Below are 15,640 nucleotides of genomic sequence, written 5' to 3' on the forward strand. Positions count from 1 at the left end.
GTGGGCTGGAAAGGCTGGCCGCAATGGCGGCAAGGTTGCCCTGTGGCGACAGGAAAATCATACTGCAACCGTGGCTGCGCTTTGCCTGCCTCCAGCCCGGCCCATACCATTTCAGAAAAGGAAACATTAAATGCACGTGCAGCTGTCGGGGACCGCGCAGCGGGTGAATACGGTGTTCTGCATCGGGCGCAATTACGCCGCCCATGCCGCCGAGCTTGGCAACGCGGTGGAAAGCGAACCGGTGGTGTTCCTGAAACCGAACGCGGCGCTGCTGCGCGAGGGCAGTCCCATCGTGCTGCCGGACTACTCGCAGGAGGTGCACTACGAGTGTGAGCTGGTGTTGCTGATCGGCAAGGACGCCGACCACGTCGACGAAGCCGCCGCGCTGTCCTGCATTGCCGGCTACGGCATCGGCCTGGACCTGACCGCGCGCGACGTGCAGTCGGTGGTGAAGGCCAAGGGGCTGCCGTGGACCAAGGCCAAGGGTTTTCGCGGCGCCGCCTGCGTGTCGGATTTCGTGGCGGCCAACCTCGTCGCCGATCCGGCGCGGCTGCAGTTCGATCTGCACGTCAACGGCGAGCCGCGCCAGCACGGCGATACCGCGCTGATGCAGTTCCCTGTGGCGACCATCGTCAGCTACCTGTCGCGCATCTACGGCCTGCGCGCTGGCGACCTGGTATTTACCGGCACGCCGGAAGGGGTGGGGCGGTTGCAAGGCGGTGATCGTCTGCAGCTGGAACTGCCTGGGCTGCTGCAGGCAGCGTGGCAGGTCGCGCCATGAGCAAGGCAAGGTTGGCCGCAAGCGCGGATGACGACAAGGTACGGCTGGACAAGTGGCTGTGGGCGGCGCGCTTTTACAAGACGCGGCAGCTGGCGCACGAGGCGCTGGAGCTGGGGCGGGTACTGGTCGGTGGCGAGCGGGTCAAGGGCTCACGGGTGGCGAAGGAAGGTGACCAGCTGCTGATCCGCATCGAGCGGCTGGAGTACAAGGTCTCCATCCTGGCGCTGGCGACGCAGCGGCGGCCGGCCAGGGAAGCGCAGCTGCTGTATAGCGAGAGCGAGGCGTCGGTGAGCGCGCGCGAACACCAGATCGCGCTGCAAAAGGCCGAACACGCCAGCTATCCGCACGGCGACGGCCGGCCAACGAAAAAGGCGCGTCGCGACATTTCCCGTTTCAAGGACAGCTGGTGAGCCATAGGCGAGGGCCGGCAATGGCGCTATCATGCCGCCCCGCACCTGTTTTCGCCCTTGCCTGAAAGAAAAATCCGCCATGCCCGCCGTTGCCGACCTGCGTCCGTTCGCCGCGTTCTACTTCAGCTATTTCGCCTTCCAGGGGCTGTTCGGCCCGTTCTGGGGGCTGTACCTCGAATCGCTGTCGTTCAGTACGGTGCAGATCTCGGTGCTGATGGCGCTGTCGACGCTGGCGCGCATCGTGGCGCCGGGGCTGTGGGGCTGGCTGGCCGATAAGCGTGGCCGGCGGCGCAGCATCATCCTGTCGACCTCGCTGCTGTCGGCGCTGGCGTTTGCCTTTGTCGGGCTGGATAACGGCTTCTGGTGGGTGTTCGTCAGCCTGGCGGTGTCGCACTTCTTCTGGGCGGCGGCGCTGCCGCTGGTCGAGGCCAGTACCGCGCACCTGACGCGCGCTACGCCGGGGCGCTACAGCCGGGTGCGGGTGTGGGGCTCGATCGGTTTTGTCACGCTGTCGCTGGTCGGCGGCGCCTTGCTGGAGCTGCTCGGGCTTCGTAACCTGCCGTGGGCGGTGCTGGCGCTGCTGCTGCTGATCGCGCTGGCCGCCTGGTTCGTGCCGGAGGTGCACGGCGCGCCGCGCAGTACATCGCGACAGTCGATTGCCGGCACCCTGCGCCGGCCGCAGGTGCTGGCGCTGTTCGCCTGCTGCTTCCTGCTCGCCTTCGGCATGGGGCCGTACTACACCTTCTATTCGATCGGCCTGCAGCAGGCCGGCTATGGCAAGAGTGCCATCGGCTGGCTGTGGTCGGTGGGGGTGCTGTGCGAGATCGGCATCTTCCTGCTGATGCCGCGGCTGATGGCACGCTTCACGCTGGAGCAGCTGATGCTGGCATCCTTGCTGGTGACCGCGCTGCGCTTCGTGCTGATTGCGCTGCTGCTGGCACAGCCGGCGGTAGCGGTGTTCGCGCAGACGCTGCACGCCTTCACCTTCGGTGTGCACCACGCGGCGGCGGTGGGGCTGATCCACCGCTACTTTGCCGAGCAGCACCAGGCGCGCGGCCAGGGGCTGTACGTGATCGCCTCCTTTGGCGTCGGCGGCAGCGCCGGCGGCCTGCTCGGCGGCGTTCTGTGGCCGTATGGCGGGGTGACGCTGACCTTTGCCGTGTCCGCGGTGGTGACCTTCCTTGGCGTGCTGGTGTGCTGGCGCTGGCTGCGCTCGCCGCCGGCAGCGGCGCAGGGCTGACACAAGGTTGGCCGCAGCCCTTACACCGCCTTGCGGCGAGCTTACGCCGACAGCAGCATCACCAGTTTCAGTCCCGGTGCGTTGGCCAGTCGCAGCGTCAGCTGCTGGTAACTGACCCGTCCCAGTTGCGCGTGGTTGAAGGCGCGCTCGCCGCCTTCGCGGCTCTGAACGTCCTGCTGCCGCCACAGGCTGTCGAAGTCGCCGCTCTGCCGGCGCAGGCCGTCTAGCAGGGCGGCGACTTCGCCGTCATCGCGACGGGCGCTGATCTCGGCGCGGAATTCCGCCACCATGCGCCGCGCCCGCGTCGGCCAGTCGTCGACCAGCTGCGGCGCCAGCGGGTGCAGGAACATGAAGTGCAGCAGGTTGTGGCGCGGCTCAGGCTGGTCCAGCCAGCCGCAAAACAGGGTGGCGGCCTGCGCGTTCCACGCCGGCACGAACCACAGCCCGTCCAGCACATAGGCCGGGCCATCGATCTTGCCGACCGCCAGCGCCAGCGCCTGCTGCGCCTCCGGATCACTGGCGAGGTGGGCGTCGTCCGGGTTCTTCTGCCCGGCGAGGTTGAACAGGTAGTCGCGTTCGGCGCGGCTCAGCAGCAGTGCGTCGGCCAGCCGTGCCAGCGTGGCGGCCGATACCGACTGCGTGCGGCCCTGCTCGATCCAGGTCAGCCAGGTCGGGCTGATGCCGCACAGTGCGGCGACTTCCTCGCGGCGTAGTCCCTTGGCGCGGCGGCGGCTGCCGGCGGGCAGGCCGGCCTGCTGCGGCGACACACGCTCGCGGTGGCTGCGGATAAAGTCGCCCAGCGGGCTGGTGTGGCGTTCGTCGTTCATGGTGTTCGCGGCTTAGCTTGGTAGTATCACTACTAGTATAAATGCTTATCTTGTACTAGGAACCGGCTTGATCAATGATAGGACTACTACGCACGGCCCGCGGCCGGCCCAAGCTTGGCCGCAACGGCCTGTTCCGCCTGGGGCGGACGTGACAGAATGACCGGATCCACTGCCGGAATGTTGTCGGCAAACTCATCGAGAAAGCAGAACCATGACCGCACAGACCCTCTACGACAAGCTGTGGAGCAGCCACGTGGTGCACGAAGAAGCAGACGGCACCGTATTGCTCTATATTGACCGTCATCTGGTCCACGAAGTGACCAGCCCGCAAGCCTTCGAAGGCCTGAAGCTGGCCAATCGTCCGCTGTGGCGCGTGGACTCGGTGGTGTCGACCGCCGACCACAACACCCCGACCGACCACTGGGACGAGGGCATCAAGGACCCGATCTCGCGCCAGCAGGTGGAAACGCTGGACGCCAACATCAAGGCCTTCGGTGCGCTGGCCTACTTCCCGTTCAAGGACAAGGGTCAGGGCATCGTGCACGTGATGGGGCCGGAGCAGGGCGCCACCCTGCCGGGCATGACCGTGGTGTGCGGTGACAGCCACACCTCCACCCACGGCGCTTTCGGCGCGCTGGCGCACGGCATCGGCACCTCCGAGGTCGAGCACGTGATGGCCACCCAGACGCTGGTGGCGAAGAAATCCAAGAACATGCTGGTGCGCGTCGACGGCAAGCTGCCGACCGGCATTACCGGCAAGGACGTGGCGCTGGCGATCATCGGCAAGATCGGCACCGCCGGCGGTACCGGCTACGCCATCGAGTTCGGCGGCGAAGCGATCCGCGAGCTGTCGATGGAAGGCCGTATGAGCCTGTGCAATATGGCCATCGAAGCCGGCGCCCGTTCCGGCCTGGTGGCGGTGGACCAGAAGACCATCGACTACGTGAAGGGCCGCCCGTTCGCGCCGAAGGCCGAACAGTGGGATGCCGCCGTGGCGTACTGGAACACGCTGCACAGCGACGACGGCGCACAGTTTGACGAGGTAGTGGTGCTCGACGCCACCGCCATCCAGCCGCAGGTGACCTGGGGCACCTCGCCGGAAATGGTGACCGACATCAACGGCCGCGTGCCGGACCCGGAGCAGGAAAGCGACCCGGTGAAGAAGGGCAGCATCGAGCGCGCGCTGGCCTATATGGGTCTGCAGGCCAACACCCCGATCAACGAGATCCCGGTGGACATCGTGTTCATCGGCTCCTGTACCAACAGCCGCATCGAAGACCTGCGTGAAGCCGCCGCGGTGGCCAAGGGTCGCAGCAAGGCGGCCAACGTCAAGCAGGTGCTGGTGGTGCCGGGCTCCGGTCTGGTCAAGGCGCAGGCCGAGGCCGAGGGGCTGGACAAGGTGTTCGTCGCCGCCGGTTTCGAATGGCGCGAACCGGGTTGCTCCATGTGCCTGGCGATGAACGCCGACCGCCTGCAACCGGGCGAGCGTTGCGCGTCCACCTCGAACCGCAACTTCGAAGGCCGTCAGGGCCAGGGCGGCCGTACCCACCTGGTGAGCCCGGCGATGGCCGCCGCCGCCGCGGTGGCCGGCCACTTTGTCGACATTCGCGCGCTGTAAGCGGGCCACAGCTAGGAGAACAGACATGACAATGCGACTTCTGACTGCGCTGGCCTTGCTGGCGGCAGTCACCGGATGCAATACCGTGGCCGGTGTCGGCCAGGATCTCAGAAACGCAGGTTCCGCCATTGAAAGGGCAGCACAATGAAGGCATTTACCACCCTTGACGGCCTCGTGTGCCCGCTGGATCGCGCCAACGTCGATACCGACGCCATCATCCCCAAGCAATTCCTGAAGTCGATCAAGCGTTCCGGCTTCGGCCCCAACCTGTTCGACGAATGGCGTTACCTCGATCACGGCGAGCCGGGTATGGACAACAGCCAGCGCCCGCTGAATCCGGACTTCGTGCTCAACTTCCCGCGCTACGCCGGCGCGCAGGTACTGCTGGCGCGCGAGAACTTCGGCTGCGGCTCTAGCCGCGAACATGCGCCGTGGGCACTGGAAGACCAGGGCTTCCGCGTGGTGATCGCGCCGTCGTTCGCCGACATCTTCTTCAACAACTGCTACAAGAACGGCCTGCTGCCGATCGTGCAGCCGGCGGAAGTGGTCGACCAGCTGTTCCGCGAATGCGAAGCGACCGAAGGCTACCAGCTGCAGGTGGACCTGCCGACGCAGACCATCACCACGCCGTCCGGCAAGGTGTTTTCCTTCGACATCACCGAGCACCGCAAGCACTGCCTGCTCGGCGGCCTGGACGAGATTGGCCTCACGCTGAAGCACGAAGCCGAGATCAAGGCCTTCGAGAGCAAGCATCGCGCGGCGCAGCCGTGGCTGTTTGCCTGAACCCACCACCAAAGGTTGGCCACAATGCGGCCAACCTTGTCCTCCACGCTACGGGATAAAGATCATGAAAATTGCAGTCTTGCCAGGTGACGGCATCGGTCCGGAAATCATTGCCCAGGCGCAGCGCGTGCTGGAAGTGTTGCGCAGCGACGGCCTGCCGATCGAGATGGAGCAGGCGCCGCTGGGTGGCGCCGCCTACGACGAGTTCGGCCATCCCTACCCGTCGTTCACGCAGAACCTGTGTCGCGATGCCGACGCGGTGCTGCTCGGCGCCGTCGGCGGCCCGCAGTACGACAATCTGGAGCGCGCGCTGCGCCCGGAGCGCGGCCTGCTGGCGATCCGCAAGGATCTCAACCTGTTCGCCAACCTGCGTCCGGCTATCCTGTATCCGGAGCTGGCCAACGCGTCCACGCTGAAGCCGGAAGTGGTGTCCGGCCTCGACATCATGATCGTGCGCGAGCTGACCGGTGACATCTACTTCGGCCAGCCGCGCGGCATCGCCGTCAACGAGCTGGGCGAGCGCGAGGCGTACAACACCATGCGCTACAGCGAGGGCGAAATCCGCCGCATCGCCCACGTCGCTTTCGGCATCGCGATGAAGCGCGGCAAGAAGCTGTGCTCGGTGGACAAGGCTAACGTGCTGGAGACCACCGAGTTCTGGAAGGAAATCATGATCGATGTGGCGCGCGAGTACCCGCAGGTGGAACTCAGCCACATGTACGTCGACAACGCCGCCATGCAGCTGGTGCGCAACCCGAAGCAGTTCGACGTGATGGTGACCGGTAACATCTTCGGCGACATCCTGTCCGACGAAGCCTCGATGCTCACCGGTTCCATCGGCATGCTGCCGTCGGCATCGCTGGACCAGAACAACAAGGGCCTGTACGAGCCTAGCCACGGCTCGGCACCGGACATCGCCGGCAAGGACCTGGCCAATCCGCTGGCCACCATCCTGTCGGCGGCGATGATGCTGCGCTACACCTTCAACCAGGAAGCCGCCGCCCAGCGCGTGGAAAACGCGGTGAAAACGGTGCTGGCGCAGGGCTATCGCACCGCCGATATCTTCGAGGCCGGATGCGAGAAAGTCAGCTGCTCCGGCATGGGCGATGCGGTGGTAGCAGTCTTGTAATTTGCATCTTTAATGTTGTTTGAATAAAAAACGTCAGCCCCATTGTGCGAGCCGCTGTTGCCCTGCACAATGGGGCTGATCACTACATAAAGCCGGTCTGTCAAGAGATGACTGGCGAGACAGTTTCAAACACCCAAGACATTCAGGAGAATTATCGTGCGAGTAGGTTTTGTTGGCTGGCGCGGCATGGTCGGTTCCGTGCTGATGCAGCGCATGCTGGAAGAGAATGATTTTGCCGTTATCGACGAACCGGTGTTTTTCACGACCTCCAATGTCGGTGGTGCCGCCCCCAACGTTGGCCGCGACGTACCGCCGCTGAAAGACGCGCGCAACATCGACGAGCTGAAGGCGATGGACGCCATCGTCACCTGCCAGGGCGGTGACTACACCACCGAGGTGTACGCCAAGCTGCGTGCCGCCGGCTGGAACGGCTACTGGATCGACGCCGCCTCCACGCTGCGCATGGAAGACAACGCCATCATCGTGCTCGACCCGGTCAACAGCAACGTGATCGAAGCCGGTCTCGCCAACGGCGTCAAGGACTTCATCGGCGGCAACTGCACCAACTCCATCATGCTGATGGGCATGGGCGGCCTGTTCCGCGAGGGCTTGGTGGAGTGGGTGTCCTCGATGACCTACCAGGCGGCCTCCGGCGGCGGCGCCAACCACATGCGCGAACTGCTGAAGGGCATGGGCGTGGTGCACGCCGCGGTGGCCGACGAACTGGCCACGCCATCGTCCGCCATCCTCGATATCGACCGCAAGGTTGCCGCCACCATCCGCGAAGACGTACCGACCGAATTCTTCGGCGCGCCACTTGCCGGCGGCCTGATCCCGTGGATCGACAAGCAGCTCGACAACGGTCAGTCCAAGGAAGAGTGGAAAGGCCAGGCCGAGGTGAACAAGATTCTGGGCACCGATGCAACCATTCCGGTCGACGGCCTGTGCGTGCGCATCGGCGCCATGCGCTGCCACAGCCTGGCGCTGACCGTGAAACTGAAAAAAGACCTGCCGCTGGCCGAGATCGAGGCCATCATCAAGTCCGGCAACGACTGGGTGAAGTGGGTGCCGAACGACCGCGACATCACCGTCAAGGAATTGACACCGGCCGCCATCACCGGCAGTTTGCAGATCGGCGTCGGCCGCGTGCGCAAGCTGAACATGGGCGGCGAGTACCTGTCGGCCTTCGTGATCGGCGATCAGCTGCTGTGGGGCGCGGCCGAACCGCTGCGCCGTATGTTGCGGATCCTGATTGAACGCTAAAATAGTGCGATACTGTTAGCCAAGGGCGCCAACGGCGCCCTTTTTGTTTTCTAGAACTGGATAAATGAATGTCTGAAACCCTGCGTATTGCTGTTGTTGGTGTCACCTCGCTGGTTGGCGAGGCCGTGCTTGAATTGCTGGCCGAACGTGCGCTGCCGATCGGCCGCGTGTTTGCGCTGGATGTGGCGGAAAAGGACGGCGAAACCGTGTCGCTGGGCAATCTCGAGCTGGATGTGGCCACGGTGGATGATTTTGACTTTGCCAATGCCTCGCTGGCGATCTTTGTCGGCGGCAGCGAGCTGTCGCGCCGCTTCGTGCCGGAAGCACGCAATGCCGGTTGCGCCGTGATCGACTTCAGTTCGGTGTACCGGCTGTCCGAGGACGTGCCGCTGGTGGTACCCGGCATCAACGACGCCGCACTGGATGATCTCGGCGAAGGCCTGCTGCTGGCGGTACCGAACTGCACGGTGACACCGGTCGCCAAGGCGTTGGCCGCACTGCAGGCCTGCGGTCTGGAGCGGGTGACCATTGCCAGTTACCAGTCGGTATCCGGTACCGGCCGCGCCGCGCTGGAAGAGCTGGCCAACCAGACCACCGCGCTGTTTGGCGCCCGTGACATTGAGCTGGAGGTCTACCAGAAGCGCATCTCCTTCAACGTGCTGCCGCTGATCGGTGACGTCGACGAGCAGGGCATCAGCGAAGAAGAACAGTCGCTGGTCGACGAGCTGCACAAGGTGCTGGCCAATCCGCAACTGCGGGTCGAGGCCAGTTGCGTGCGGGTGCCAGTCTTCTTCGGTCACGGCTGGGCGGTGACACTGCAGACCCGCGATCCGTTGAATGCGGAGAAGGCACGCGAGCTGCTGGCCGCCGGCGGTCTGCAAATCGTTGACGATCCGCGTGGCGAGCTGCCTTATGTCACGCCACTGGAAGCGTCCGGCAACGAGGCGGTCTGGGTCAGCCGCGTGCGGCAGACCGCCGGTGGTACCGTGTCGTTCTGGCTGGCGGCCGACAATGTCCGCGCCGGTGCCGCAGAGCCTTGCGTGGCGCTGGCCGCAGCCTTGATGAAGCGTGGCTATTTTGCCTGAGCCGGAATCTCAAGGTACTATGTCGCTATACTGATTTGGCTATCCGCTTGCAAGATTTATCAGGCCGGCTTAAAAATCGGCCGGTACCATGCTTATGCAAATGGTGGATAAATGAGCAGCAACGGCGCTAGAGCAAAACAACACACCGAAAGGTAGCAAAAAAGAATGCTGGCCAAGAAAAAACTGAGCGTATTAATGCTGTCAGTGGCATTTTCTTCTGCAGCCTGGGCGGGTTTGGGGGGGGTCGTCGTCAAGTCCAATCTTGGCGAACCGTTGCGTGCCGAAATCGAGCTGAGCGGCTCGGATGGCGAAGTGCAGCGGGTTGGCCTGGCCACCCTGGATACCTTTCGCGAGTTGAAAGTCGATTACGCGCCGCTGCTGAGCAGCCTGCGTTTCACGCTGGCCCAGCGTGCCAACGGCCGGCCGTATATCCGGGTCACGTCGCTGGCGCCGATCAGCGAGCCCTATCTGCGCTTTGTGGTGGAAGCGAAAATGCCGAGCAGCCGCTCGGTGCGCGAATATACCGTGCTGCTGGATCCGGTCGACTACGCGCTGCCGGCCAATCCGTCACCGGCACCTACATCGGTTGCGGCCCGGCCGGCGAGCGAGCGGCTGGCGCCGGCGCCTAGGCGGCCGTCTCCGCCGCGTGTTGAGCGCGAAGCCGTCAATCGTGCACCGCCGGACCGTATCAGCGTGCGCTCGGGGCAGACCCTGCACCAGCTGGCGGCGTCGTTGGCGCTACCCAATGTTTCGCTGCGCCAGGTAATGGCTGCGCTGCTGGAGGCCAATCCGCAGGCCTTCGTCGCCGGCAATCCCGACCAGTTGCGTGCCGGCGCACGCCTGAAGGTGCCGCCACTGTCGCAAATCCGTGCCCTGGGGCGCGAACGCAGCAACAGCCTTCTCGCCGCCGATCGTGCACCGCAGGCCACCGCGGCCGCACCCGTTGCCGCCGCAGCGGCTGTGGCGCCGGCAGTGGCATCCGCCAAACCGGCCGTCGCTGCGGAACAGCTGGTGAAGCTGGAGCCGGTCACCGCGCCCGCCTCGGCGCCAGCGGTTGACGCCTCTGCCGTGGTCTCCGAGCAGGCGCTGCAACTACAGCAGGCGCAGCAAAAAATCACCGAACTGGAAAAACGCCTCAATGCACTGCAGGCGGCGGCAACGTCGCAGCCGGCCCCGGCCGCCGAGGAGCGCGGCGAGCCGTTGCTGGATCAGGTGATGGCCTACTTGCCGCTGATTGGCGGCGCACTGGCCGCAGTATTGCTGGGGCTGGCGGCCATCATCATGCTGCGCCGCCGTCGTGCCGCGGGTACGGGCCACACTGGCGCGGCCAGCACCCTGCGCAAGTCGTCGCTGCATCAGCCCAATACCGAGCCGATGACCGCCGGCAATACTTTCCTCACCGACTTCACCCGTAGCGGCACCGGCGGTGCCGAGGCCGGCGATGTCGACCCGATCGCCGAAGCCGAGGTCTACCTCGCCTACGGTCGCGACCAGCAGGCCGAGGAAATCCTGAAAGAAGCGCTGGCGAAAGACCCAACCCTGCACGAGGTGCGCGCCAAGCTGCTGGAAATCTACGCGTCACGCCAGGATCGGGCCGCCTTCGAACCGCACGCCAGATCGCTCCATGACGCGCTGGGCGGGCAGGGCACGCTATGGGACAAGATCGCCAAGCTGGGGCGCGGCATCGATCCCGCCAATGCCCTGTATGGCGGTGTTGCCGTCGCCGGCGAAGCGGTGGCTGACAGTGCCTTCGTGGCCTCGCCGATGGACATCGACCTCGACAACGAACTGATGGGCAGTGTGCCGGCCGTCGCTGCAGCAGTGGCTGAGCCGGTCGCGCCGGCCGTGGACGATGATCCGCTGCGTGCGGCCCTGCTCGGCGATGATCCGTTCGCAGTGGATGCGCCCCCCAAGGCGCTGGCGCCGGAGCTGGATATCGAGAGCCTGCTGGCCAGCGCCGAGCAGGTGGTGGCAGAGCCGGCGCCGGTCGAACCGGAGCCGGAAGAGAACAAACACATGCTGGACTTCGATTTCCAGCTTGACGAACCGGTGAGTGCCGCCAGTCCGCTGGAAACGTTGGCCGCAGCCGAGCCGGATGCCAACAGCGTCGATTTCGACTTCGGTCTGGACAGCCTGGGCGCGGAAACGCCGGCAGTCAGCACCGAAGGCATGTCGGTGTCGGACGATCCGCTGTCGACCAAGCTGGATCTGGCCCGTGTCTATCTGGACATGGGGGACAAGGACGGCGCGCGCGAAGTGCTGGAAGAGCTGGTGGCCGAGGCCGGCGGTTCGCTGAAGCAGGAAGCCGCCAACCTGCTGTCCTCGCTTTAATGCCACAGCTGGCGACCGTCGATGAAAACCAACGCTAGTTCCCCGAGCTTTGCCCTGCGCCCGGTGCTGGCCGGCCTGCTGACCGCCTGCGCGGTGCTGCCGGCCTGGGCCGGCCTCGGTGCGCTGCGGGTGCTGTCGGCGGCCGACGAGACGTTTTACGCCGAGGTGGCGGTCGAGCCGGAGGCTGGACTCAGCGCGCCGACGGCGTCGCTGGCGTCGCTGGAGCGTTATCCGATGCTGGGGCCTTACGCCGAAGCGGTACGCCAGCTGGCGATCCGTACCAGCGAGGTGTCGCCCGGCCGCTACCTGATTACCTTGTCCGGTCCGGTGCTGCCCCGTGATCAGGGCCTGCATTTTGCCCTTGAGCTGTCATGGCCTTCCGGTCGCGCCATCCGCGAATATCACCTGCCGGCATCCGGGCAGTGGCCGGTGACACCGGACAAGAAGCCTTCGCCGCACAGTGTCTTACCGGCGGACAAACCGAGTTTTATCACCGGTGCCGCCGCACCCGCCTTCGGTACCGGGCGTTTACTGTCGGTACGCGGGCTACCGCTGCGCATGGAAGTCGAGCTGCTGGGCGACTGGCCGGCGGCCGAGCACGCCAGCCAGTTTCAGCTGGCGGCACTGCACGGGCTGGGCGATGCGCAAGCGGTGCGCTTTGCGCTGCGCAGCCGTGGCGGGCGCCAGTTCTTGCGGCTGCACCATCCGCAGCCGGTGACCAGCCGCCACATCGGTTTTGAATTGCAGGCCCGGCTGGGCGAGACCGAGGTGGTGCGCCGTTTCAGTGTCGCCGTGCCCAGGGCCGGCCAGCGCTATCGCAAGCACGTGGCCCCGTCGGCGCAGGCGCTACCGGTGGACGGCTACCGCGTCAAGGCGGGGGATAGTCTTAATCGGCTGGCGCAACGCTACGCCCCGGCGGCGCGACAGGCCTGGATGGCGGCGGTTCTGGCGCGTAATCCGCAGGCCTTTGCCGGTGGTGATCGTGACCTGCTGTTTGCCGGTGCCTGGCTGGTATTTCCGGATGGCAAGCCGGCGCCCACTGCCATTCAGCACGGCTTGTCGGCGACCGCCCCGGCCAAGGCTGCCGCGACGCCACCGGCCCCGGTCGCCTCTGCGCCGTCAGTCGCAGCGCCGCAGCCGTCCGAGCAGATCGGCCAGCAATTGAAGGCGGCGCAGCAACGCATGAAATGGCTGGAAGCGGAAATCAGCCGGCTGGAGGCCAGCCCGGCGCCCGCAGCGGCCAGTGCCGCACCGGCGATGCCGCCGTTGTCGGACAGCGAAGCGGCGTTTCTTGATGGCCGCTTGACGGAGTGGGTGCTGACCGGGATCGGCGGCATTTCCGTGGCCAGCCTGCTGGCGTGGATGCTGCTGCGGCGCCGCAAGCAGAAACCGGCGGACAGCGCAGTGGACGCAGGCCAGATGCCGGCCGCGCCGCCGCCCGTGGTGACGGCAGCGGCTACGCTGGTGCCGCCGCCCGCGCCGGCCGACGAGATCCGGCTCGATACGGTCGACGTACTGGCCGAGGTGGAAGTGTTGCTGGCTTATGGCCGTAGCGAGGCGGCCGAGAGCCTGCTGCGCAATGCCCTTCGCGCCGAGCCGGAACGTGAGGATCTGCGCATCAAGTTGCTGGACCTGATCGCTGCGCAGGGCAATCGCGGCGAGTTCGAGGCGGTGGCACTGGATGTGCTGGCGGTATTCGGCCCGCTGAGCAGCCTGTGGACGCGGGTGCAGCAGCTGGGTGCCACGCTGGACGCGGACAACCCGCTGTATCGCGCCATCGAGCGGCCGATGAGCGAGGCCGTGGTGCTGGCGTCTGCGTCGGCCACGGCCGAGGCGCCCGAGGTGCCGTTGTCGGCAGCCGCTGCGGTGGTCTCGGAGCCGTTACCGGAGCCGTCGCCTGTGGTGCCGGAGCCTGAGCTGCCTGAGTTCGTGGTGCCAGAGCCGGTGGCGCCGCGCCGCGTGGCTGACTTTGCCGCCAATGACCGGCAGCCGGTGTCGGTGGCGGGCGAGCTGTCGGAGCAGGCGGCGATTGCCGAACTGGCACAGCTGTATCGCGAGATGGGTGACAGCGAGATGGCCGATACCCTGCTGCGCGATGCCGGGCTGCTGGAAGCGCCCAAAGAAGCGGTGGACGGTTCCTGATCGTGCGCGGCCATCCCGCGCTGGCGCTGGTGGCATGGTTGCTGCTGGTACTGGTGCTGCAAGCCTGGTCCTGGCCGGCGCTTTCCCTGTTGTTCCTGTGTTGTCTTCCCCTGTTATGGCAGCAGCTATCCCTGGCGCTGCGGCGCATGCGCTGGTTGCTGCTGACCCTGCTGCTGGTGACCGCCTGGTCGGTGCCGGGTGATGCGCTGTTTGCCGCCGCGTGGTCGCCGTCGCGGCAGGGGCTGACGCTGGCACTGCAGCAGCAGTTGCGGCTGCTGTTGCTGATGGCGAGCCTGCGCTGCGTCTGGCTGCAACTGGGGCAGCAGGGCATGCTGCAGGCGCTGGCGTGGCTGCTGCAACCGCTGGTGTGGTTTGGTCTGCCGCTGGAGCGCGTGCTGCTGCGGCTGGGGCTGACGCTGTTTTACGCCGAGCAATGGTTGCAGCATCCACCGGCGCTGAGCCTGGCGGCGTGGCGCGCGGCGCTGGCGGCGCAACTGACACAAGCCCCGGCGGATGAGGTAAAGTTAGGCTTTTCGCCGTGGACCATGCGTGACACGTTGGCCTTGTTGCTGCTGTTGCTGTTGTCCGGCTTACTCGTGAAAGTGGGACAATGAGAGTTGCGTTGGGTGTGGAGTATGACGGCCGTGCGTTTTCCGGCTGGCAGACGCAACCCGGTGGTAACACCGTGCAGGACAAACTGAACCAGGCGCTGTCGCGCATTGCCGGTCATCCGGTGACCACCCTCGCCGCCGGCCGTACCGATGCCGGCGTGCATGCGCTGATGCAGGTGGTGCACTTCGACAGTGATGCCGTCCGCCCGCTCAACGCCTGGGTGCGCGGCGTCAATGCCCATCTGCCGCCCGAGATCGCCGTGATGTGGGCGCGGGAAGTCAGTGACGAATTTCATGCGCGTTTTTCCGCGTTTTCCCGCTCTTACCGCTATTTCCTGCTGACGCACCCGGTGCGCCCCGGGCTGACCGCCGGTCGCGTCGGCTGGTACCACCAGCCGCTGGATGTGGCCGCGATGCGCGCGGCGGCGGAGGTGCTGCTGGGGCGGCACGATTTTTCCAGCTTTCGCGCCGCCGAGTGCCAGGCCAAGTCGCCGCTGAAAGACCTGCAGCAGCTGGACATCAGCGAAGTCGACGGCCTGCTGCGCTTCGACCTCACCGCCGACGCCTTCCTGCACCACATGGTGCGCAATATCGTCGGCGCGCTGCTGTATGTCGGCAGAGGCAAGCTCGATACTGCCGGCATGGCGACGTTGCTGGCGGCGGCGGATCGCACCAAGGCGCCGCCGACCTTCATGCCCGACGGGCTGTACCTGACCGGGGTCGGCTATCCGGCGCAGTTCGAACTGCCGTCGCAGGCCCAGGCCGCGCGCCTGACCTTGTGGAGATAAGATGAGCGTTCGCATCAAAGTCTGTGGCTTTACCCGCGTCGAGGATGTGGTGGCTGCGGCCAACCTTGGCATCGACGCCATCGGCCTGGTGTTCTACGACAAGAGTCTGCGCCACGTCGGCATCGCGCAGGCACAGGCCATCATCGCCGCGCTGCCGCCGTTCGTGACCGTGGTGGCGCTGTTCGTCAACGCGACGCGCGAGGAAATCGAGGCCGTGCTGGCGCAGTGCGCCATCGACGTGCTGCAGTTTCACGGCGAAGAGTCGCCCGAGTTCTGCCGCAGCTTCCGGCGCCCGTACCTGAAGGCGGTGCGGGTGCAGCCCGGTACCGATCTGCAAACGTTGGCCGCACAGTATCACGACGCCCGCGGCCTGCTCACCGATGCCTTTGTCGAGGGCGCACACGGCGGTACCGGCAAGACCTTCGACTGGACGCTGATCCCGCCGCAACTGCCGTTGCCGCTGATCCTGTCCGGCGGCCTGGACGAGCACAATGTCGCCGACGCCGTGCGTCGCGTGCGCCCGGCGGCGGTCGATGTCTCCAGCGGTGTCGAGGCCGGCAAGGGCATCAAGAGCCCGCAGCGGGTGGCGGATTTCGTCGCCGCGGTGCGGGCGGCACAGAATTAACACGGTG

The 15,640-nt window shown here is 65.9% G+C and carries 15 protein-coding genes; 14 read left to right on the forward strand and 1 reads right to left on the reverse strand.

Annotated features, from left to right (window positions below):
• Positions 1-130 precede the first annotated feature (130 nt).
• The 3 genes from PQU89_RS02390 (at position 131) to PQU89_RS02400 (ending at position 2,431) form a co-directional block, all read left to right on the forward strand.
• Positions 131-781 carry a fumarylacetoacetate hydrolase family protein gene (locus PQU89_RS02390; RefSeq protein ID WP_272764447.1) on the forward strand — a complete coding sequence of 217 codons (651 nt, stop codon included), beginning with the start codon at positions 131-133 and terminating at the stop codon, positions 779-781.
• Positions 778-1,191, forward strand: a complete 414-nt coding sequence (locus PQU89_RS02395; RefSeq protein ID WP_272764448.1) for an RNA-binding S4 domain-containing protein — start codon at positions 778-780, stop codon at positions 1,189-1,191. The genes PQU89_RS02390 and PQU89_RS02395 overlap by 4 nt, the downstream gene beginning before the upstream one ends.
• A gap of 79 nt (positions 1,192-1,270) precedes the next feature.
• Entirely contained in the window at positions 1,271-2,431 is a 1,161-nt protein-coding gene (locus tag PQU89_RS02400) for an MFS transporter (protein ID WP_272764449.1), read from the forward strand.
• A gap of 41 nt (positions 2,432-2,472) precedes the next feature.
• On the opposite strand, the gene PQU89_RS02405 is transcribed toward PQU89_RS02400, so the two are convergent.
• On the reverse strand, positions 2,473-3,258 hold the full coding sequence (locus tag PQU89_RS02405; RefSeq protein ID WP_272764450.1) for a helix-turn-helix transcriptional regulator: 786 nt from the start codon (positions 3,256-3,258) through the stop codon (positions 2,473-2,475).
• Between the two features lie 211 nt (positions 3,259-3,469).
• Here PQU89_RS02405 and leuC point away from each other — a divergent pair, with 211 nt between their 5' ends.
• From leuC to PQU89_RS02460, 11 genes are all read left to right on the forward strand, one after another.
• Positions 3,470-4,876, forward strand: a complete 1,407-nt coding sequence (gene leuC / locus PQU89_RS02410) for a 3-isopropylmalate dehydratase large subunit (protein WP_272764451.1) — start codon at positions 3,470-3,472, stop codon at positions 4,874-4,876.
• A gap of 31 nt (positions 4,877-4,907) precedes the next feature.
• Positions 4,908-5,024: an entericidin A/B family lipoprotein gene (locus PQU89_RS02415; protein WP_202902737.1), complete on the forward strand. Its 117-nt coding sequence runs from the start codon at positions 4,908-4,910 to the stop codon at positions 5,022-5,024.
• Positions 5,021-5,659 carry a 3-isopropylmalate dehydratase small subunit gene (gene leuD / locus PQU89_RS02420; RefSeq protein WP_272764452.1) on the forward strand — a complete coding sequence of 213 codons (639 nt, stop codon included), beginning with the start codon at positions 5,021-5,023 and terminating at the stop codon, positions 5,657-5,659. The genes PQU89_RS02415 and leuD overlap by 4 nt, the downstream gene beginning before the upstream one ends.
• A gap of 64 nt (positions 5,660-5,723) precedes the next feature.
• Positions 5,724-6,788 carry a 3-isopropylmalate dehydrogenase gene (gene leuB / locus PQU89_RS02425; RefSeq protein ID WP_272764453.1) on the forward strand — a complete coding sequence of 355 codons (1,065 nt, stop codon included), beginning with the start codon at positions 5,724-5,726 and terminating at the stop codon, positions 6,786-6,788.
• 156 nt (positions 6,789-6,944) lie between these two features.
• A complete protein-coding gene (gene asd, locus PQU89_RS02430; protein ID WP_272764454.1) occupies positions 6,945-8,051 on the forward strand; it encodes an aspartate-semialdehyde dehydrogenase in 1,107 nt (368 codons plus the stop codon).
• Between the two features lie 68 nt (positions 8,052-8,119).
• Entirely contained in the window at positions 8,120-9,136 is a 1,017-nt protein-coding gene (locus tag PQU89_RS02435) for an aspartate-semialdehyde dehydrogenase (protein WP_272764455.1), read from the forward strand.
• 195 nt (positions 9,137-9,331) lie between these two features.
• Positions 9,332-11,467 carry a motility hub landmark protein FimV gene (locus tag PQU89_RS02440; RefSeq protein ID WP_441372802.1) on the forward strand — a complete coding sequence of 712 codons (2,136 nt, stop codon included), beginning with the start codon at positions 9,332-9,334 and terminating at the stop codon, positions 11,465-11,467.
• A 21-nt stretch (positions 11,468-11,488) separates the two neighbouring features.
• On the forward strand, positions 11,489-13,609 hold the full coding sequence (locus tag PQU89_RS02445) for a type IV pilus assembly protein FimV (protein WP_272764457.1): 2,121 nt from the start codon (positions 11,489-11,491) through the stop codon (positions 13,607-13,609).
• A 2-nt stretch (positions 13,610-13,611) separates the two neighbouring features.
• Complete coding sequence (locus PQU89_RS02450) at positions 13,612-14,223, forward strand: hypothetical protein (protein WP_272764458.1); 612 nt, start codon at positions 13,612-13,614, stop codon at positions 14,221-14,223.
• Entirely contained in the window at positions 14,220-15,008 is a 789-nt protein-coding gene (truA, locus tag PQU89_RS02455) for a tRNA pseudouridine(38-40) synthase TruA (RefSeq protein WP_272764459.1), read from the forward strand. Before PQU89_RS02450 ends, truA begins: the two co-directional genes overlap by 4 nt.
• 1 nt (position 15,009) lies before the next feature.
• Positions 15,010-15,633: a phosphoribosylanthranilate isomerase gene (locus PQU89_RS02460; RefSeq protein WP_272764460.1), complete on the forward strand. Its 624-nt coding sequence runs from the start codon at positions 15,010-15,012 to the stop codon at positions 15,631-15,633.
• Positions 15,634-15,640 lie beyond the last annotated feature (7 nt).

The organism is Vogesella indigofera, assembly GCF_028548395.1.
In the GTDB taxonomy this organism is placed as follows: domain Bacteria; phylum Pseudomonadota; class Gammaproteobacteria; order Burkholderiales; family Chromobacteriaceae; genus Vogesella; species Vogesella indigofera_A.

Coding starts and splice junctions, on each gene's coding strand:
- PQU89_RS02400 (WP_272764449.1), top strand. CDS start 1,271: ATGCCCGCCGTTGCCGACCTGCGTCCGTTCGCCGCGTTCTACTTCAGC.
- PQU89_RS02445 (WP_272764457.1), top strand. CDS start 11,489: ATGAAAACCAACGCTAGTTCCCCGAGCTTTGCCCTGCGCCCGGTGCTG.
- leuD (WP_272764452.1), top strand. CDS start 5,021: ATGAAGGCATTTACCACCCTTGACGGCCTCGTGTGCCCGCTGGATCGC.
- PQU89_RS02415 (WP_202902737.1), top strand. CDS start 4,908: ATGCGACTTCTGACTGCGCTGGCCTTGCTGGCGGCAGTCACCGGATGC.
- leuC (WP_272764451.1), top strand. CDS start 3,470: ATGACCGCACAGACCCTCTACGACAAGCTGTGGAGCAGCCACGTGGTG.
- PQU89_RS02395 (WP_272764448.1), top strand. CDS start 778: ATGAGCAAGGCAAGGTTGGCCGCAAGCGCGGATGACGACAAGGTACGG.
- PQU89_RS02440 (WP_441372802.1), top strand. CDS start 9,332: ATGCTGTCAGTGGCATTTTCTTCTGCAGCCTGGGCGGGTTTGGGGGGG.
- PQU89_RS02390 (WP_272764447.1), top strand. CDS start 131: ATGCACGTGCAGCTGTCGGGGACCGCGCAGCGGGTGAATACGGTGTTC.
- PQU89_RS02435 (WP_272764455.1), top strand. CDS start 8,120: ATGTCTGAAACCCTGCGTATTGCTGTTGTTGGTGTCACCTCGCTGGTT.
- PQU89_RS02405 (WP_272764450.1), bottom strand. CDS start 3,258: ATGAACGACGAACGCCACACCAGCCCGCTGGGCGACTTTATCCGCAGC.
- truA (WP_272764459.1), top strand. CDS start 14,220: ATGAGAGTTGCGTTGGGTGTGGAGTATGACGGCCGTGCGTTTTCCGGC.
- leuB (WP_272764453.1), top strand. CDS start 5,724: ATGAAAATTGCAGTCTTGCCAGGTGACGGCATCGGTCCGGAAATCATT.
- PQU89_RS02460 (WP_272764460.1), top strand. CDS start 15,010: ATGAGCGTTCGCATCAAAGTCTGTGGCTTTACCCGCGTCGAGGATGTG.